The organism is Pseudomonas inefficax (assembly GCF_032164165.1).
Classification (GTDB): Bacteria; Pseudomonadota; Gammaproteobacteria; order Pseudomonadales; family Pseudomonadaceae; genus Aquipseudomonas; species Aquipseudomonas inefficax.
Window position 1 is genome coordinate 2360806 of sequence record NZ_CP134401.1, and the last position, 15725, is coordinate 2376530.

Here is a 15725-nt window from a genome sequence, read left to right on the forward strand (position 1 = left end):
TCGTCAGTCGCGCGTCAGCAGACGCGGTGCTAGCTCTTTCAGGGCGCGTCGGTAGACCTCGCGCTTGAATGTCACAACCTGGCCCAGCGGGTACCAATAGCTGACCCAGCGCCAACCATCGAATTCCGGCTTGCCGGTCAGGTCCATCCGCACCCGTTGTTCGTTGCTGACCAGGCGCAGCAGGAACCATTTCTGCTTCTGGCCGATGCACAGCGGCTGGCTATGCGTACGCACCAGTCGCTGGGGTAAACGATAACGCAACCAGCCACGGGTGCAGGCAAGAATTTCCACATCATCGCGTTCAAGGCCAACTTCTTCGTTCAGCTCGCGGTACAGGGCATCTTCCGGCGTCTCGTCAGGGTTGATACCACCCTGGGGAAACTGCCAGGCATCCTGGTTGATCCGTCGAGCCCATAGCACCTGCCCGGCATCATTCGTGAGAATGATCCCGACGTTGGGGCGAAAACCATCCGGGTCGATCACGGCAGCAACCTCGCAAACGCATGTCACCGCATTGTTCCACAAAGCTTGCGAGCGCAGCAACGCGCCCGCAAAGCTTATGTGCAGCTGCGTGAAAACTCCGTATTCTGCGGGCCTACCCTGTGGCTGATGCGAGTGACCGCGATGCGCCTGGCTTTATTCGACCTGGACAATACCCTCCTCGGTGGCGACAGCGACCATGCCTGGGGTGACTACCTTTGCCAGCGCGGCATTCTCGACCCGATTGCCTACAAGCAACGCAACGATGGCTTCTATCAGGACTACCTGAACGGCACCCTGGACCTGCAGGCCTACCTGGCCTTTTCCATGGAAATCCTTGCGGCAACACCGGTAGCCCAGCTCGACGAATGGCACCGCGATTTCATGCGCGACTGCATCGAGCCGATCATCCTGCCCAAGGCGCTGAGGTTGCTGCAGCAGCACCGCGAGGCCGGCGACCAGCTTGTGATCATCACCGCCACCAACCGCTTCGTCACTGCACCGATTGCCCGGCGCCTGGGTGTTCGCGTGTTGCTGGCGACCGAATGTGAGAAGCGTGATGGCCGCTATACCGGGCGTAGTACCGATATACCGTGTTTCCGTGAAGGCAAGGTGACGCGGCTGGAGCGCTGGATGCTGGAGAACGGCTTCGATCTTGAGGACAGCTATTTCTATAGCGACTCGATGAATGACCTGCCGTTGCTGCAGCGGGTAGCGCATGCGGTGGCGGTGGACCCCGACCCGAAGCTGCGGGCGGAGGCCGAGAAGCGCGGGTGGCCGGTGGTTTCACTGCGGGATTGAGGTTTTCCTGTGCCGGCCTCTTCGCGGGTAAACCCGCTCCCACAGGTACTGCACAGCCCTCAAGCCTTGCGCATAGCCTGTGGGAGCGGGTTTACCCGCGAAGAGGCCAGCACATACAGCACAAGGCTGTCAGACCGGCTTGGCCCCCATCAGCCCTGCGATGGACAGGAAGCAAACCCCACTGAACACCGCCAATGCCAAGGTCAAGCGCAACCCGACCACCTCGGCCTTGCGCAGCCGGTTCAGCCGCACCAGCAGCCACCACACGGCAAACGCGCCCAGCGTATAGATGACGCTGGAAGCCAGCACCCAGGTCTGCCCCAGCGGCCAGCCCACCAGGTGTACCAGCCACCAGCCGGTGAACGGCATGCTCACCAGGCACAGACCCATCACCAGCCAGACGAACACCAGCGGGCGACGCAGCAGCTTGGCGTAGGCCTCGGCATCGCCCTGACGGCGGGCGCGCACGGTCCAGAGCGCCAGGCCCAGAGCGCCCAGCAGCAGGAGTGCGGTGGCGATGATGTGCAGGGTCTTGAGGGTGGTCAGGTGTTCCATGTCTCGGTTGTCCTTAAGCAGGCCATTTTGTGCAGGCTTCTTCGCGGGCTTGCCCGCTCCCACAGGGATATCACAGGCCCTGAGGCCTGCGCAGTACCTGTGGGAGCGGGCAAGCCCGCGAAAGGGCCATCAGCCCCAGCTTAGCTGCTCAGCCCAGGAACAGCTTGTAGGCCGGGTTGTCAGTCTCGTCCCAGTACGGGTAGCCGATCTTCGCCAGCGCCGCCGGCACCAGGTGGCGCTCGTCCTCCGGCACCTGCAACCCCGCCACTACGCGCCCGTCAGCGGCGCCATGGTTGCGGTAATGGAACATCGAGATATTCCAGCGCCCGCCCAGCTTGTTGAGGAAGTTGAACAGCGCCCCTGGCCGCTCGGGGAACTCGAAGCGCAGCACCATCTCGTCACTGGCACCGGCCGAATGGCCACCGACCATGTGGCGAATATGCAGCTTGGCCAGCTCGTTGTCGGTCAGGTCGGTAACCGGGAAGCCCTGCTCGGTCAGCTGCTGCACCAGCGCCGCTCGTGGGTCGTTTTCCGGGTGGGTCTGCACGCCCACGAAGATATGCGCCTCGTCGGAGGTGTGCTTGCGGTAGTTGAACTCGGTGATCTGGCGCTTGCCGATAGCCTCGCAGAAGGCCTTGAAGCTGCCCGGGCGCTCGGGAATGGTAACGGCGATGATCGCTTCGCGCTTTTCACCCAGCTCGGCACGCTCGGCCACATGCCGCAGGCGGTCGAAGTTGACGTTGGCACCGGAGTCGATGGCCACCAGAGTCTGCCCGGTCACGCCGTACAACTCGACGTACTTCTTGATGCCCGCCACGCCCAGGGCACCGGCAGGTTCGGTGATCGAGCGGGTATCATCGTAGATATCCTTGATGGCCGCGCAGATCTCGTCGGTACTGACGGTGACCACTTCATCCACATGGTGGCGGCAGATATCGAAGGTGTGCTGGCCGATCTGCGCCACCGCCACGCCGTCGGCGAACAGCCCGACCTGCGGCAGCACCACGCGCTCGCCGGCCGCCATGGCCGCCTGCAGGCAGTTGGAGTCGTCCGGCTCGACGCCAATCACCTTGATTTCCGGGCGCAGGTACTTCACGTAGGCAGCAATCCCGGCGATCAGGCCACCGCCACCCACCGGCACGAATATGGCGTCCAGCTGGCCAGGGTGCTGGCGCAGGATTTCCATGGCCACCGTGCCCTGCCCGGCGATGGTGTGCGGATCGTCGTAGGGGTGTACGTAGACGAAGCCCTTTTCATCGACCAGTTTCAGCGAATAGGCCAGCGCCTCGGGGAACGAGTCGCCATGCAGCACCACCTTGCCGCCCCGCGAACGCACGCCTTCGACCTTGATCTCAGGGGTGGTCTTGGGCATCACGATAGTGGCCTTGATGCCCATCTCGCGTGCGGCCAAGGCCAGGCCCTGGGCGTGGTTGCCGGCCGAGGCGGTGACCACGCCACGGGCTAGCTCATCCGGTGTCAGTTGGGCCAGCTTGTTGTAGGCCCCGCGGATCTTGAACGAGAACACCGGCTGCAAGTCTTCGCGCTTGAGCAGAATCTGGTTGCCCAGGCGCTTGCTCAGCTGCCCCGCGCTCTGCAGCGGGGTTTCGACCGCAACGTCGTAGACGCGCGAGGTGAGGATCTTCTTGACGTACTGTTCGAGCATCGGGAAAGCATCACTGGGCCGCGGGACAAGGGCTGGGAGTCTACCCCAGCGCTACGTCGGGCGACCACAGCAAAGCCGCCCGAGCCGTTATACTAGGCTCTTTTCAAAACCGCACCTGCCCCTCTCGGAGCCCGCATGACCCAGGACCAACTCAAACAGGCCGTCGCCCAGGCCGCTGTCGACATCATTCTGCCCAAGCTGGATGAAAAGAGCGTCGTCGGCGTCGGTACCGGTTCGACCGCCAACTTCTTCATCGACGCCCTGGCTCAGCACAAGACCGCCTTCGACGGCGCGGTCGCCAGCTCCGAAGCCACCGCCCAGCGTCTGAAGGGCCATGGCATCCCGGTCTACGAGCTGAACAGCGTCAGCGAACTGGAGTTCTACGTGGACGGCGCCGACGAGAGCGACGCGCACCTGAACCTGATCAAGGGCGGCGGCGCAGCCCTGACCCGCGAGAAAATCGTCGCTGCAGTGGCCAAGACCTTCATCTGCATCGCCGACGCCAGCAAACTGGTACCGGTGCTGGGCGCCTTCCCGCTGCCGGTCGAAGTGATCCCTATGGCCCGCAGTCACGTGGCGCGTCAGCTGGTCAAGCTGGGTGGTGACCCGGTTTACCGTGAGGGCGTGGTTACCGACAACGGCAACGTGATCCTCGATGTGCACAACCTGCAGATCACCAACCCGGTGGAGCTGGAAGCGCAGATCAACGCCATCGTTGGCGTGGTGACCAACGGCCTGTTCGCGGCGCGGCCGGCGGATTTGCTGTTGCTGGGTACCGCTGAGGGCGTGAAAAGCCTGAAGGCCGAGTAAAACCCTTCGCGGGTAAACCCGCTCCCACAGGTAATGCGCTGGCCTCAAGGCCCGTGACATCCCTGTGGGAGCGGGTTCACCCGCGAATAGGTCCTCACAGGCACTCACTCCGCTGGCTGTTTGAACACATAGAACAGGTTCGGCTCACTGACCAGGTAGATGGTCCCCGCCTCGTCCATCGCAATCCCCTCCGCCTGCGGCACCGTCGCCTGCAACCCCTGAAACCCCTTGCGCAACGACATGGTACTCAGCGGCCGACCCTCGACATCCAGCTCCAGCACCAGCCGCGACTCGTCCGACAGCGCCAGCAGATGCCCGCTGCGCTCATCGAACTGCAAGCTCGACAGGTCCCGCACGAACAGCCGCGAATCGCGCTTGCGGTCCTGCACCACATGCACCGCATAGGGCTGCTCAGGTTTGTCGTGCGGGAAGCCATGCACCTCGTAGATCAACATCGGGTCGCGCTCCTTGGCAACGAACAGGCGCTTGCCCGCCGAATCGTAGGCCAGCCCCTCGAAGCCCTTGTTGCCGTTCAGGCCAATGCCCAGGGTCAGCTGCTCGGCATCGCCGGCATCAAGGAACATCGTGTCGTCTTCCAGGCGCACGCGAATCAGCCGCTGCTGACGCTCGTCGGTGATCACATAGCTGTTGGGCCCGACGTACTCCACGGCTTCCGGGTCGCCGAAGCCGGTCAGCGGTACCCGGCGCAGGATGCGGCCGTCCAGCGACAGCTCGATCAGCTCCGAGCGGGCATTGGTGACTGTAAACAGAGTCTTGCGATCGGGGTCGTAGGTCAGCGCCGATATGTCGTCATCCAGCCCTTCAACCGGCTGCGCCTCAACCACTACCTGGTAACGGTCCAGGCCGATGCTCTGTTCGGCTGGCTGCCACCAGGCCTTGAGGTTGAACCAGCCACGCTCGAACAGGCGAAACTCCTGCCCGGCCAAGCCGAGCAGGATCAAGCCGATGACGGCCAGAACAGGAAACGGGCGAACAAAACGGCGCATGGGGGCAGACTCGACATAGGGGTGGCGAATCTAACCATGAACAACTGAAGTAAAGCTTAATGCCAGCATCCGAAAAGTCGGATATTGGGCTCAGTTCTTTCTGAAGCGATAGAACAGGGCCGGCTCGCTGACCATGTACAGGTTGCCCTTGTCGTCCATGGCCACCCCTTCGGCACGCGGGATGGTGTCCTGCAGGCCGTTGAAACCGCCGAGCAAGGTCATGAAGCTGACTTGCTGGCCCTGCTCGTCCAGCTCCAGGAGCATGTTGGAATCGGCCGAAAGTACCAGCAGGTGGCCTGTACGCGGGTCGACACCCAGCGCCGAGAGGTTGCGCAGGTCCAGTTCGTCACTGGACAACGGCTGCTTTTCGCCCGTGAGCGGGCTGCGGCCATCGGTGTTCCAGGTGTACAGCTTGGGCGGGCGCTCCTCGCCGATGACCAGGCGCTGGCGCAGCGGGTCCCAAGCTACCGCCTCGAAACCTTTGTTGCTCTTCACCGACTGGCCGAGGTCGTGGCTCTGGAAATCATCATGGTTCAACACGGTGGTCTGCGCATCCACCTTGACCACGGTCAGGTCGTGCAGGCGCTCGTCGGTGATTGCCAGGTAGCCGTCTTCCAGCACGGCGACGCCTTCGGGGTTGTTCCAGCCGTTTAGGGGGATCTTGCGCAGAACATCGCCATCCAGGCTCAGTTCGACCAGGATCGGGTTCTTGCCCATGACAGCGAACAGCGTGCGGGTACGTGGGTTGAAGGCCACATCCGAAGCTTCATCATCGTCCATGCCCGGCAAAGGTTTGGCATCGATATCCACCTGGTAGTCCGGCAGCCATACGCTTTCGCTGCGTTCGGCGGTGCTTTCGAAGCTTTCCTTGACCCACAGCGCGCCGCGGTCATCCCAGTGCATGGCCACGGCCACGCCATAGCCGATTACCGCTGCCACGGCCAGGCCGAAGGGCCAGCGCAGGAAGAAACGACGCTTTGGGGTTGCCGGGGCGCTGGGTGATGGCATGCGGGGGTCCTGAGGAGAATGGGCATAGGTTCGCGCATTATCCTGATCGGGTGTGAAAAATCGGTAAACAGGACCGGCCTCTTCGCGGGTGAACCCGCTCCCACAGGGGTCTCCACAGGCCTGAGGCTGGTGAAATTCCTGTGGGAGCGGGTTTACCCGCGAAGAAGGCGACGCGGTTTCGAGTCAGAGTACCCGGCTTTCGAAGCGGCTCACACCCGGCAGCTCGAGCACCACTTCGTCACCGACACTGAACGGCCCTACGCCAGCCGGGGTGCCGGTGAGGATCACATCCCCAGCCTGCAGCGAAAAATGCGCGGCCATGTGCTGGATCATCGGCACGATGGGGTTGAGCATCATCGCGCTGTTGCCGTCCTGGCGAACTTCGCCGTTGACGGTCAGGCGCACCGGGATGTCGGTCACATCCTCGAAACTGGCAGCCGACACGAACGGCGGCAATACGCAGGCGCCGTCGAAGCACTTGGCCAGCTCCCAGGGCAGGCCCTTTTCCTTCAGCTTGGCTTGCACATCGCGCAGGGTCAGGTCCAGCGCCGGGGCGTAACCGGAAATGGCATCCAGCACCTCCTCCTCGCTCGGATGAGTCGATAGCGGCTTGCCCAGCAGCACGGCAATTTCCGCCTCGTAGTGCACCGAGCCACGCTCGACCGGAATCTTGAAACCGCCCTCGGCCGGCACCACGCAGCTACCCGGCTTGATGAACAGCAGCGGTTCGGTGGGGATCGGGTTGTCCAGCTCCTTGGCATGCTCGGCATAGTTACGGCCGATACACACCACCTTGCCCAACGGGAAGTGAATGCGTGTGCCGTCTACGTACTGGTGCTGGTAACTCATGGCCGACTCCTCTGGATGCTGCTTTCTATTCAGGTGCGAAGATCTTACCCGGATTCATGATGCCGTTAGGGTCGAACACGGCCTTTATTGCCTTCATGCAGGCGATTTCTTCGGGCGAGCGGCTGTAGCCCAGGTAGTCACGCTTGGTCATGCCAACACCATGCTCGGCGGAGATCGAGCCGTTGTAGCGCTCGACGATCTCGAACACCCACTTGTTGACCTTGGTGCACGAGGCGAAGAAGTCGTCCTTGCTCATGTGCTCGGGCTTGAGAATGTTCAGGTGCAGGTTGCCGTCACCGATGTGGCCGTACCACACCACTTCGTAATCCGGGTAATGCTCAGCGACGATGGCATCGATATCGCGCAGGAACGCTGGCACTTTCGAGACCGTGACAGAAATGTCGTTCTTGTACGGGGTCCAGTGCGAGATGGTTTCCGACAGGTACTCACGCAGTTTCCACAGGTTTTTCAGCTGGGTCTCGCTCTGGCTCATCACCCCGTCCAGCACCCAGCCCTGCTCGACGCAGTGCTCGAAGGTGGCCAAGGCTTCGTTCGCCACCTCTTCGGTGCTGGCCTCGAACTCCAGCAGCGCGTAAAACGGGCAGTCGGTCTCGAACGGCGCCGGCACGTCGCCACGCGCCAGGATCTTGGCCAGGCCCTTGTCGGAGAAGAACTCGAAGGCGGTCAGGTCCAGCTTGCCCTGGAAGGCATGCAGCACCGGCATGATCGAGTCGAAGTCCGGCGTACCCAGCACCATCGCGGTGAGGTTGCGCGGCGCGCGGTCCAGACGCATGGTGGCCTCGACCACGAAGCCCAGCGTGCCTTCGGCACCGATGAAAAGCTGGCGCAGGTCGTAGCCGGTGGCGTTCTTGATCAGGTCCTTGTTCAGCTCCAGCAGCTCGCCCTTGCCGGTGACCACTTTCAGCCCGGCCACCCAGTTGCGAGTCATGCCGTAGCGAATCACCTTGATCCCGCCGGCATTGGTGCCGATATTGCCGCCGATCTGGCTGGACCCGCTGGAGGCGAAGTCCACCGGGTAATACAGGCCCTGCTCTTCGGCGAAGGTTTGCAGCTGGCGGGTAATCACCCCTGGCTGGCAAACCACTGTGCGATCGAAAGCATTGAAGCCGAGTATCTGGTTCATGTAATCGAAGGCGACCACCACTTCGCCATTGGCCGCCACGGCGCCTGCGGATAGCCCGGTACGCCCGCCAGACGGCACCAGCGCCACCTTGTGCGTATTGGCCCAGCGAACGATCGCCTGTACCTGCTCTACTGTTTTGGGGAAAACGATGGCGCTGGGCGCCGGTGGGTAATGCTTGGTCCAATCCTTGCCATAGGCTTCCAGGGAAGCTGCGTCGGTCAGGACCTTGCCAGGGTCGACAAGGGTCATCAGTTCATCAATTACAGCGGGGTGGGTCATCGCTGGAACTCTCGACTTATTCATAGTCACCCTGAGCACTCTTCACCTGTCGGGATAAGCTCAGATTGTGTCGCGTATGCTAGCATAGCCCTCCCGCTGTTCATGCTAAGGCTGCCTTTGCGCCTGGCATCACCCTCGCCATTTTTTCTCCGGGATACAGGTTTACGCAGATGAGCAAGACTTCTCTCGACAAGAGCAAGATCCGGTTCCTTCTTCTTGAAGGTGTGCACCAGAACGCGGTCGATACCCTCAAGGCCGCCGGCTACACCAACATCGAATACCTCACTGGTTCGCTGCCGGAAGCCGAGCTGAAGGAAAAGATCGCCGATGCCCACTTCATCGGCATCCGTTCGCGCACTCAGCTGACCGAAGAGATCTTCGACTGCGCCAAGAAACTGGTCGCTGTTGGCTGCTTCTGCATCGGCACCAACCAGGTCGACCTGGAAGCTGCCCGCGAGCGCGGTATCGCCGTGTTCAACGCGCCATACTCCAACACTCGTTCGGTAGCCGAACTGGTACTGGCCGAAGCCATCCTGCTGTTGCGCGGCATCCCCGAGAAGAACGCTTCCTGCCACCGTGGCGGCTGGATCAAGAGCGCGGCCAACTCCTTCGAAATCCGCGGCAAGAAGCTGGGTATCGTCGGTTATGGCTCGATCGGCACCCAGCTGTCGGTCCTGGCCGAGAACATGGGCATGCAGGTGTATTTCTACGACCCGCTGACCAAGCTGCCACTGGGCAACGCCGTGCAGGTCCCCAGCCTGCACGAGCTGCTGGGCCTGGCCGACATCGTTTCGCTGCACGTGCCTGAGCTGCCGTCCACCCAGTGGATGATCGGCGAGAAGGAAATCCGCGCGATGAAGAAGGGCGCGATCCTGATCAACGCCGCCCGTGGCACCGTGGTCGAGCTGGACCACCTGGCCGCCGCCATCAAGGACCAGCACCTGATCGGCGCCGCCATCGACGTGTTCCCGGTCGAACCGCGCTCCAACGACGAGCAGTTCGAAAGCCCGCTGCGTGGCCTGGACAACGTGATCCTGACCCCGCACATCGGTGGTTCCACTGCCGAAGCCCAGGCCAACATCGGCCTGGAAGTGGCCGAGAAGCTGGTCAAGTACAGCGACAACGGTACCTCGGTATCCTCGGTCAACTTCCCGGAAGTGGCCCTGCCGGCGCACCCGGGCAAGCACCGCCTGCTGCACATCCACGAAAACATCCCGGGCGTGCTCAGCGAGATCAACAAGGTCTTCGCCGAGAACGGCATCAACATCTCCGGTCAGTTCCTGCAGACCAACGAGAAAGTCGGTTACGTGGTGATCGACGTTGACGCCGAGTATTCCGACCTGGCGCAAGAGAAGCTGCAACAGGTCAAGGGCACCATCCGTTCCCGCGTCCTGTTCTAAGTTCGCTGGCGGCATGAAAAAGGGAGGCCCTGGTGGCCTCCCTTTTTTTTACCTGTGATATCGACGTCGCCTGCTTCGCGGGTAAACCCGCTCCCACAGAATCACCACAAGCTTCAGACCTGTGGGATCCCTGTGGGAGCGGGTTTACCCGCGAAGAATCCGACACCTATTTCACATCGACAGTAATCTTCTGCGACACGACGCTCGGCTTGAACGGCACGTGATACTGGTCACCCAGCACCAGTTGCAGGGTGTGCTTGCCCGGGGTCAGGGTAATGCTGGTTTCGGTCTGCGCCTTGCCGAAGTGCAGCACTTGCGGGCCGTCCGGCAATGCGGTGCCGGCCTGTGGCATCAGGCTGGTCGGCAGCGCCATGTCGGCCACCGGCTCTTTGTCCACATCCACCAGCAGGTGGTGGTGCCCGCTGTGCGGGGTGCTGTCACCCGCAGGCTTGAGCGCCATGCCCTCGATGCCGAACTTGACGGTGAAGGTCTTGTCGACCGTTGCGCCATCGGCGGGGGAAACGATGAAGACCTTGGCCTCCTTGGGCGGCTCCTGGCTTTTCAGGACATCTGCGGCGCTGGCGAACATTGACGCTCCCATCAACAGACCAGCAACGGCAGCACGCGAAAATAGGCTGTTCATTCACTTCTCCTGTGATTCACTTATTGACCGCCGCCAGTATTCCAGTGGCGGCGGTGGTTCACCTTAGTTGATATGTACGCCCAGATGTTCACATCGTCGGGCAGAAATATTTCAGTCAGGGTTAAACAATGCCGAGGCTTCAAGGTCATAGGCTGCGCTCGACCATGGCGAGGAAGAAAGCCGTGGCGAAGGTTATTCATCTGCCAAAAAGATAAAGGGGCTTTTCATGCGGACGACCATTGGAGTAATGCTGGCGGTACTGATCACGCCATTGGCTCAGGCCGAGCTGATTGATGATATTGCCGACCGGGGCGAACTGCGCATTGCCGTGCAGGCCGACAACTCGCCGTACGCGTTCAAGGAAAACGACCACCTGAGCGGCTTCGAGATCGACTTCGGCCAGGCGCTGGCCAAGGAACTGGACCTGCGCGCCGAATTCATCGAAGCCCCTGCCGCTGAGGTGCTGCCGGGTGTCGAGGCTGGCAAGTACGACATCGCACTGACCCCGTCGAGCGAATCTCCCAAGGGTGACGGCCCACTTGATGTGAGCCTGCCGTTCAGCGAGAAGCAGCTGGTGATCCCGTTCCAGAAGGACAACCCGGCGTTCGAGAGCGCGGTGAACAATGCACTGCAGCGGCTCAAGGACAACGGGCGAACTGCCGAGCTTGAGCAGAAGTGGTTCAAGGGTGTGCCTGAGACTGCGGCCGAACAATAGGATTTTTGCTGCCTGTACCGGCCTCTTCGCGGGTGAACCCGCTCCCACAGGGACATCACAAGCCTTGAGGGCTGTGGAGAACCTGTGGGAGCGGGTTCACCCGCGAAGAGGCCGGTACAGGATTACTCCAAGGCCCGCTGTGCCTGCTCCAGCTCCAGCTCGCTGAACACCTGCACCCCCGCCCGACGCAGCAACGCCGTGGTCACCCCTTCCCCGGCCACCTTCACACCACTGAACGTGCCGTCGTAGGTCAGCCGGTTGCCACACGAAGGGCTACCCGCCTTCAGCACCGCCACGCGAATGCCATGCTGGCGCACCAGCTCAAGCGCCCGCTGCGCCCCGGCCAGAAACTCGGCGCTGACATCCTCGCCCGTCACCGTCAGCACCTGCACGCTACCTTCGAGCACCTCAGCGCCCTGCCCGCCCGGAATCTCGGCAGGCGGCCGTGGGGTCGGCAAGCCACCCGCCACTTCCGGGCACAACGGCACCACGCGCCCTTCGGCCTGCCAGCGCTGCAACAGGTCGGGGTGGCCACTGGCGCGGCCGTCATAGCGCACCGGCTGCCCCAGCAGGCAGGCGCTGACCAGCACCTTGGGCAGGTCAGAAGGGGTCATTGCCACGGCGCCGGAACCAGCCGGTCAACGAAAGCCGCTCACGCCCTGCCGGCAGCACCTCATGGGGCACCTCGCCCGACAGGAACACCACCAGGCAGCCCGCCACCGGCTCGACATCATGCTCGACACCGTCCGCCAGGAACATGCGCAACTGGCCACCGTCCTGCGGCTGCCAGCCTTCATTCAGGTACAGGACTGCCGACACCATGCGCCGGTCATCGTCGCGGAAGCGGTCCAGGTGCCGGCGATAGAACGCCCCCGGCGGGTACAAGGCAAAGTGGCACTCGAAGTCTTCCAGGCCCAGGAACAGGCCCTGGTTGATGGCCTGGCGCAGCTGGTCCATGGCGCCAAGGTACTGGTCGCAGGCCTCGGCCTGGCCAGGGTCGATCCACTGGATCTGATCGCCGCGAATGGCCTCGCGCACCTCCTGGGCAGCCCCGCGCCCAACCCCTGCCGGGTTGAGTTCGCCTTCGGCATCACGGCGGCGGCACTCGGCCGCAAGCGCGCGCACCAGGTCGGCAGGCAGAAAAAGCGCCTGCTGGGACCAGCCATGGGTGGCCAGATCGTCGACGACGGCCGCAAGCATCGGGTGTTCAGGGGAGGTGTGCATGGCGCGCATCATATCCATTAGCCATGCCGGCGCACAGCGCCACTTGGCCGAGAAGCATGCGGATATCTCGACAAACTGGCGCCCGGCCACGGACAATAGCCACCTGCCGACAGGAGTCCTGAATGCGCCGTCTGTTTTCCCTGATTCTGCTGATGATCTGCACCGTGCCTGTCTGGGCAGACAACCTGGATCAACTGTACAAGGCCGCCGGCTGGCCCGACCAGCGCGCCCATTTCAATGATGCCCTGACCGCCGCCCAGGAGCGCTACCGCAACAGTTTGCCACCCGCCGTGTACCAGGCACTGGTAAACAACAGCAACCAGCGCTTCCAGGCCCAGGCGGTGGACCGTCGCGCCCAGGCGCAGCTGCGCGCAACCTTGGCCAACCCGGCACCGGCGCTGGCCTTCTTCCGGTCGCCGCTGGGGCGCAAGGTTGTGGCTGCCGAGCTCAAGGCCACACGCAAGGACGAGCTGGCCAGGAATGCCAAGGGCTTGCCGAAGATTCAGGCCAGCGATGATCGCCTGCTGATAATCGGGCACCTGGCCCAGGCCCTGCCAGCGCGCGAAGCCGGCGCCGAAGTGAGCCTGGCCATCGCCGGCGTGGCCGCCGACAGCCTCAGCTCGATGATCCCCGGCCTGTTCGGCGGCGGCCAGGCCCAGGGCCTGCTCGATGGTCAGCGCCAGCGTTTGATGAGCCAGATCGGCGAAGACCTCAACAACACGTTGCTGTATGTCTACCGTGACCTGTCCGACGCCGAGCTGGAAGAGTTCGCCACCTTTGCCGAGTCGCCAGACGGCAAGGCTTACTACCAGGCCGCCCTGGCCGCAGTACGCGCAGGCCTGGCGGTTGGCCAGAGCAGCAGCGACCTGAAGTGATCAGCCCAGGCGCTGGTCGATGAAGTCGAAGTAGCGCTGCCGAATGCCCGGCAGCTCGTTGGCCAGGTGGTGACGGGCCTCGGGCAGCATCAGAATCTGCGGCTCGGCAAACTTGGCCTTGAGCACTTCGAGGTTGTACGGCCAGTCCACCGTGCCATCCGCTTCTCCTTGCACGATCAACGGCCGCCGCGTGCTGCGCGGCGCGGCCTCGATGCGTTTGACCCAGGCAATCAAGGCACCCACCCAGGCCGTCGGCAGGCGGCGCGGTTGCAGCGGGTCGGCTTCGAGGAACGGCAGGAAGGTCGGGTCATTGGTGTTCTCGCTGAAGCGCCGCTCGATGCCGTTCACGAAGTGACGCAACACGCGATAGCTCAGCTTCGACCAGCGCCAGGCGCAGGGCCGCACCAGCGGCGCCAACAGGATGACCTGGCCATCGATGGGGCTGCGCGCGCCCTGGTGCAGCAGGTGGTCCACGGCGATGGCGCCACCGGTGCTTTGCCCGCACAGGTGCCAGGGGCGCGGCAATTGCAGCGTGCGCGCCTGCTCGAACAACGCCTCCAGCACCTGCTGGTACAGCGCGAAATCACTGATGCTGGCCCGCTCGCCGCTGGACAGACCGTGGCCGGGCAGATCGCAGCTGATCACGGCGAAACCCTGTTTGAGCGCCCAATCGATCACATGCCGGTAGAGGCCCATATGGTCGTAATAACCGTGCAGCAGGAACAGCGTCGCGCTCGGCTGGTCGGGTAGCCAGGCTTGCCCGACCAGCTCGAAGCCTGCGGCCTGGAAGCCGCCCAGCCAACTGTTGGCCGACAGGTTCAGGCCATAGAAGCGCTGGTAGTCCTGCGCCTGGGCCGACAACGGCTGGCGAACGGTGAACGGCGCCAGACTGGTGCGCAGGAGGTCAGGGTGAAAGGCAGCGGGCATCGGGTACATCCACAGCGAAGCAAGTATTGATCTGGGATATTCAGCTCTGGCTGGCGTCGTGGCAAGCTTGCTCACCTTCGAACTTGTAGGAGCGGCCTTGTGTCGCGATAGGGCCGCAAAGCGGCCCCAGCAATATCAGCTTGATGCACACATCTTGGGGGCGCTTCGCACCCCTTTCGCGACACAAGGCCGCTCCTACAGGGGCCGCGGGAAATTCATGAAGACTCGGACCATCAAACAGCTAAGCACGGCAATCGCCCTCCTGGTCGGCGCCGTCACCCTCTGGCAGGCCTACACCACCTTCCAGGCCCGCTACCTGCGCCCGTTCGACAACCAGACAACGCTGTTCGACGGCAGCCAACTGCAACTGCCCTCCGAACTGGCCGGACCAGGCCCGATCCGCGTGGTGCACTTCTGGGACCCGGCCTGCCCGTGCAACGTCGGCAACCAGCAGCACCTAGGTGAACTGGTCAGCCAGTTCGCCAGCCAGGGCGTGACCTTCCACGTGCTGCAAAAGCCTGGCAGCCATGGCCAGCTGCCCGCGAACCTCACTGCCCTCAAGCCGCTCGCCAGCCTGCCCGGCAGCGAGCAGCTGCCCGCCTCCCCAGCCGTGGCCATCTGGGACCGGCAGGGTCGCCTGGCCTATTTCGGCCCCTACAGCGAAGGCACGGTGTGCAATGCCAGCAACAGCTTCATCGAGCCGATCCTCAAGGCACTACTCGACGGCCGCCAGGTGAATGCCTCCAATACCCTGGCGGTGGGCTGCTACTGCCCCTGGGCCGGCTGACGCACCCGAGCAGGGTTGCCCACCACCACCGCGCCTGCCGGCACATCACGGGTGACCACACTGCCAGCCCCCACCACGGCGTTGTCGCCAATGATCACCCCCGGCAGGATGATCGCCGCACCGCCGATCCACACGTTGTTGCCGATGGTCACCGGCCGACCGCTCTCCAGCCCTGTGCGGCGCACCTCGGGGTCGAGCGGGTGGTCGGCGGTATAGATCTGCACGTTGGGGCCGATCTGGCAGTCATCACCGATACGCACCGGCAGCACATCGAGGATCACGCAGTTGAAGTTCATGAAGGTGTTGCGGCCGACGCTGATGTTATAGCCATAGTCGCAATAGAACGGCGGGCGGATCACCGCGCCTTCGCCGACCTGGCCAAAGTGCTCGACCAGAAGCCCATGACGTGCGTCGTTGAGCAGTTCGACACTGCTGTTGTAACGGTGCATCCAGTGCTTGTTGGTGATCTGCTCGGCCTGCAGCTCGGGGCAGCCAGCGTGATAGAGCTGGCCTGTAAGCATTTTCTGTTTTTCGCTGAGGGACATGGAAACTCCTTCC

The 15725-nt window shown here is 63.0% G+C and carries 18 protein-coding genes; 6 read left to right on the plus strand and 12 right to left on the minus strand.

Going from position 1 to position 15725, the window contains the following annotated elements:
• Window positions 1–3: 3 nt before the first annotated feature.
• Window positions 4–483, minus strand: a complete 480-nt coding sequence (locus tag RIN61_RS10540; protein WP_003249017.1) for an RNA pyrophosphohydrolase — start codon at window positions 481–483, stop codon at window positions 4–6.
• A gap of 141 nt (window positions 484–624) precedes the next feature.
• Here RIN61_RS10540 and RIN61_RS10545 point away from each other — a divergent pair, with 141 nt between their 5' ends.
• Window positions 625–1281, plus strand: coding sequence for a histidinol-phosphatase (locus tag RIN61_RS10545; RefSeq protein WP_313857079.1), 657 nt, complete (start codon window positions 625–627; stop codon window positions 1279–1281).
• A gap of 129 nt (window positions 1282–1410) precedes the next feature.
• Here the strand turns inward: RIN61_RS10545 and RIN61_RS10550 are convergent, their stop codons facing one another.
• Both RIN61_RS10550 and ilvA read right to left on the minus strand, forming a co-directional pair.
• Window positions 1411–1836 (minus strand): DUF2269 domain-containing protein, encoded by a 426-nt coding sequence (locus RIN61_RS10550; protein ID WP_133976150.1) that lies wholly within the window; start codon window positions 1834–1836, stop codon window positions 1411–1413.
• Between the two features lie 148 nt (window positions 1837–1984).
• Window positions 1985–3499, minus strand: coding sequence for a threonine ammonia-lyase, biosynthetic (gene ilvA, locus RIN61_RS10555; RefSeq protein WP_112249747.1), 1515 nt, complete (start codon window positions 3497–3499; stop codon window positions 1985–1987).
• A gap of 135 nt (window positions 3500–3634) precedes the next feature.
• Here ilvA and rpiA point away from each other — a divergent pair, with 135 nt between their 5' ends.
• Window positions 3635–4309 (plus strand): ribose-5-phosphate isomerase RpiA, encoded by a 675-nt coding sequence (gene rpiA / locus RIN61_RS10560; RefSeq protein WP_112249749.1) that lies wholly within the window; start codon window positions 3635–3637, stop codon window positions 4307–4309.
• A 104-nt stretch (window positions 4310–4413) separates the two neighbouring features.
• Here rpiA and RIN61_RS10565 read toward each other — a convergent pair whose 3' ends face one another.
• The 4 genes from RIN61_RS10565 to RIN61_RS10580 all read right to left on the minus strand — a co-directional run bounded on the left by RIN61_RS10565 (window position 4414) and on the right by RIN61_RS10580 (window position 8596).
• A complete protein-coding gene (locus tag RIN61_RS10565) occupies window positions 4414–5316 on the minus strand; it encodes an SdiA-regulated domain-containing protein (RefSeq protein ID WP_112249751.1) in 903 nt (300 codons plus the stop codon).
• Between the two features lie 90 nt (window positions 5317–5406).
• Entirely contained in the window at window positions 5407–6324 is a 918-nt protein-coding gene (locus RIN61_RS10570) for an SdiA-regulated domain-containing protein (RefSeq protein WP_313857087.1), read from the minus strand.
• A 183-nt stretch (window positions 6325–6507) separates the two neighbouring features.
• Window positions 6508–7173: a fumarylacetoacetate hydrolase family protein gene (locus tag RIN61_RS10575; protein WP_112249755.1), complete on the minus strand. Its 666-nt coding sequence runs from the start codon at window positions 7171–7173 to the stop codon at window positions 6508–6510.
• A 25-nt stretch (window positions 7174–7198) separates the two neighbouring features.
• A complete protein-coding gene (locus tag RIN61_RS10580) occupies window positions 7199–8596 on the minus strand; it encodes an FAD-binding oxidoreductase (protein WP_112249757.1) in 1398 nt (465 codons plus the stop codon).
• A 170-nt stretch (window positions 8597–8766) separates the two neighbouring features.
• Here RIN61_RS10580 and serA point away from each other — a divergent pair, with 170 nt between their 5' ends.
• Window positions 8767–9996, plus strand: coding sequence for a phosphoglycerate dehydrogenase (gene serA / locus RIN61_RS10585; RefSeq protein WP_112249759.1), 1230 nt, complete (start codon window positions 8767–8769; stop codon window positions 9994–9996).
• Window positions 9997–10162: 166 nt separating this feature from the next.
• Here the strand turns inward: serA and RIN61_RS10590 are convergent, their stop codons facing one another.
• On the minus strand, window positions 10163–10639 hold the full coding sequence (locus RIN61_RS10590) for a DUF4399 domain-containing protein (RefSeq protein WP_112249761.1): 477 nt from the start codon (window positions 10637–10639) through the stop codon (window positions 10163–10165).
• A gap of 226 nt (window positions 10640–10865) precedes the next feature.
• On the opposite strand from RIN61_RS10590, the gene RIN61_RS10595 reads away from it, so the two are divergent.
• Window positions 10866–11354, plus strand: coding sequence for a substrate-binding periplasmic protein (locus RIN61_RS10595; protein ID WP_112249763.1), 489 nt, complete (start codon window positions 10866–10868; stop codon window positions 11352–11354).
• A gap of 122 nt (window positions 11355–11476) precedes the next feature.
• Here RIN61_RS10595 and RIN61_RS10600 read toward each other — a convergent pair whose 3' ends face one another.
• On the minus strand, window positions 11477–11968 hold the full coding sequence (locus tag RIN61_RS10600; protein WP_112249765.1) for a 2-thiouracil desulfurase family protein: 492 nt from the start codon (window positions 11966–11968) through the stop codon (window positions 11477–11479).
• The gene (locus RIN61_RS10605; RefSeq protein ID WP_112249937.1) at window positions 11955–12587 is read right to left on the minus strand and encodes a 2OG-Fe(II) oxygenase; all 633 of its coding nucleotides are present in this window, start codon (window positions 12585–12587) and stop codon (window positions 11955–11957) included. Before RIN61_RS10605 ends, RIN61_RS10600 begins: the two co-directional genes overlap by 14 nt.
• Before the next feature lie 113 nt (window positions 12588–12700).
• Between RIN61_RS10605 and RIN61_RS10610 the strand changes: the two genes are divergently transcribed.
• A complete protein-coding gene (locus tag RIN61_RS10610) occupies window positions 12701–13453 on the plus strand; it encodes a DUF2059 domain-containing protein (RefSeq protein ID WP_112249767.1) in 753 nt (250 codons plus the stop codon).
• Here the strand turns inward: RIN61_RS10610 and RIN61_RS10615 are convergent, their stop codons facing one another.
• A complete protein-coding gene (locus RIN61_RS10615; protein ID WP_112249769.1) occupies window positions 13454–14380 on the minus strand; it encodes a phospholipase BipL in 927 nt (308 codons plus the stop codon).
• 217 nt (window positions 14381–14597) lie between these two features.
• Between RIN61_RS10615 and RIN61_RS10620 the strand changes: the two genes are divergently transcribed.
• Entirely contained in the window at window positions 14598–15167 is a 570-nt protein-coding gene (locus RIN61_RS10620) for a DUF6436 domain-containing protein (RefSeq protein ID WP_313857093.1), read from the plus strand.
• Here the strand turns inward: RIN61_RS10620 and RIN61_RS10625 are convergent.
• Entirely contained in the window at window positions 15146–15712 is a 567-nt protein-coding gene (locus RIN61_RS10625) for a sugar O-acetyltransferase (RefSeq protein ID WP_112249773.1), read from the minus strand. The genes RIN61_RS10620 and RIN61_RS10625 overlap by 22 nt on opposite strands.
• Between the last annotated feature and the right edge of the window lie 13 nt (window positions 15713–15725).

What these genes read in the sequence shown, in the direction of transcription:
- RIN61_RS10625 (WP_112249773.1), bottom strand. Translation starts at nt 15,712, where the DNA reads ATGTCCCTCAGCGAAAAACAGAAAATGCTTACAGGCCAGCTCTATCAC.
- RIN61_RS10565 (WP_112249751.1), bottom strand. Translation starts at nt 5,316, where the DNA reads ATGCGCCGTTTTGTTCGCCCGTTTCCTGTTCTGGCCGTCATCGGCTTG.
- RIN61_RS10575 (WP_112249755.1), bottom strand. Translation starts at nt 7,173, where the DNA reads ATGAGTTACCAGCACCAGTACGTAGACGGCACACGCATTCACTTCCCG.
- RIN61_RS10580 (WP_112249757.1), bottom strand. Translation starts at nt 8,596, where the DNA reads ATGACCCACCCCGCTGTAATTGATGAACTGATGACCCTTGTCGACCCT.
- RIN61_RS10545 (WP_313857079.1), top strand. Translation starts at nt 625, where the DNA reads ATGCGCCTGGCTTTATTCGACCTGGACAATACCCTCCTCGGTGGCGAC.
- RIN61_RS10620 (WP_313857093.1), top strand. Translation starts at nt 14,598, where the DNA reads ATGAAGACTCGGACCATCAAACAGCTAAGCACGGCAATCGCCCTCCTG.
- RIN61_RS10595 (WP_112249763.1), top strand. Translation starts at nt 10,866, where the DNA reads ATGCGGACGACCATTGGAGTAATGCTGGCGGTACTGATCACGCCATTG.
- RIN61_RS10590 (WP_112249761.1), bottom strand. Translation starts at nt 10,639, where the DNA reads ATGAACAGCCTATTTTCGCGTGCTGCCGTTGCTGGTCTGTTGATGGGA.
- RIN61_RS10605 (WP_112249937.1), bottom strand. Translation starts at nt 12,587, where the DNA reads ATGCGCGCCATGCACACCTCCCCTGAACACCCGATGCTTGCGGCCGTC.
- RIN61_RS10615 (WP_112249769.1), bottom strand. Translation starts at nt 14,380, where the DNA reads ATGCCCGCTGCCTTTCACCCTGACCTCCTGCGCACCAGTCTGGCGCCG.
- ilvA (WP_112249747.1), bottom strand. Translation starts at nt 3,499, where the DNA reads ATGCTCGAACAGTACGTCAAGAAGATCCTCACCTCGCGCGTCTACGAC.
- RIN61_RS10600 (WP_112249765.1), bottom strand. Translation starts at nt 11,968, where the DNA reads ATGACCCCTTCTGACCTGCCCAAGGTGCTGGTCAGCGCCTGCCTGCTG.
- RIN61_RS10570 (WP_313857087.1), bottom strand. Translation starts at nt 6,324, where the DNA reads ATGCCATCACCCAGCGCCCCGGCAACCCCAAAGCGTCGTTTCTTCCTG.
- RIN61_RS10550 (WP_133976150.1), bottom strand. Translation starts at nt 1,836, where the DNA reads ATGGAACACCTGACCACCCTCAAGACCCTGCACATCATCGCCACCGCA.
- rpiA (WP_112249749.1), top strand. Translation starts at nt 3,635, where the DNA reads ATGACCCAGGACCAACTCAAACAGGCCGTCGCCCAGGCCGCTGTCGAC.
- RIN61_RS10610 (WP_112249767.1), top strand. Translation starts at nt 12,701, where the DNA reads ATGCGCCGTCTGTTTTCCCTGATTCTGCTGATGATCTGCACCGTGCCT.
- serA (WP_112249759.1), top strand. Translation starts at nt 8,767, where the DNA reads ATGAGCAAGACTTCTCTCGACAAGAGCAAGATCCGGTTCCTTCTTCTT.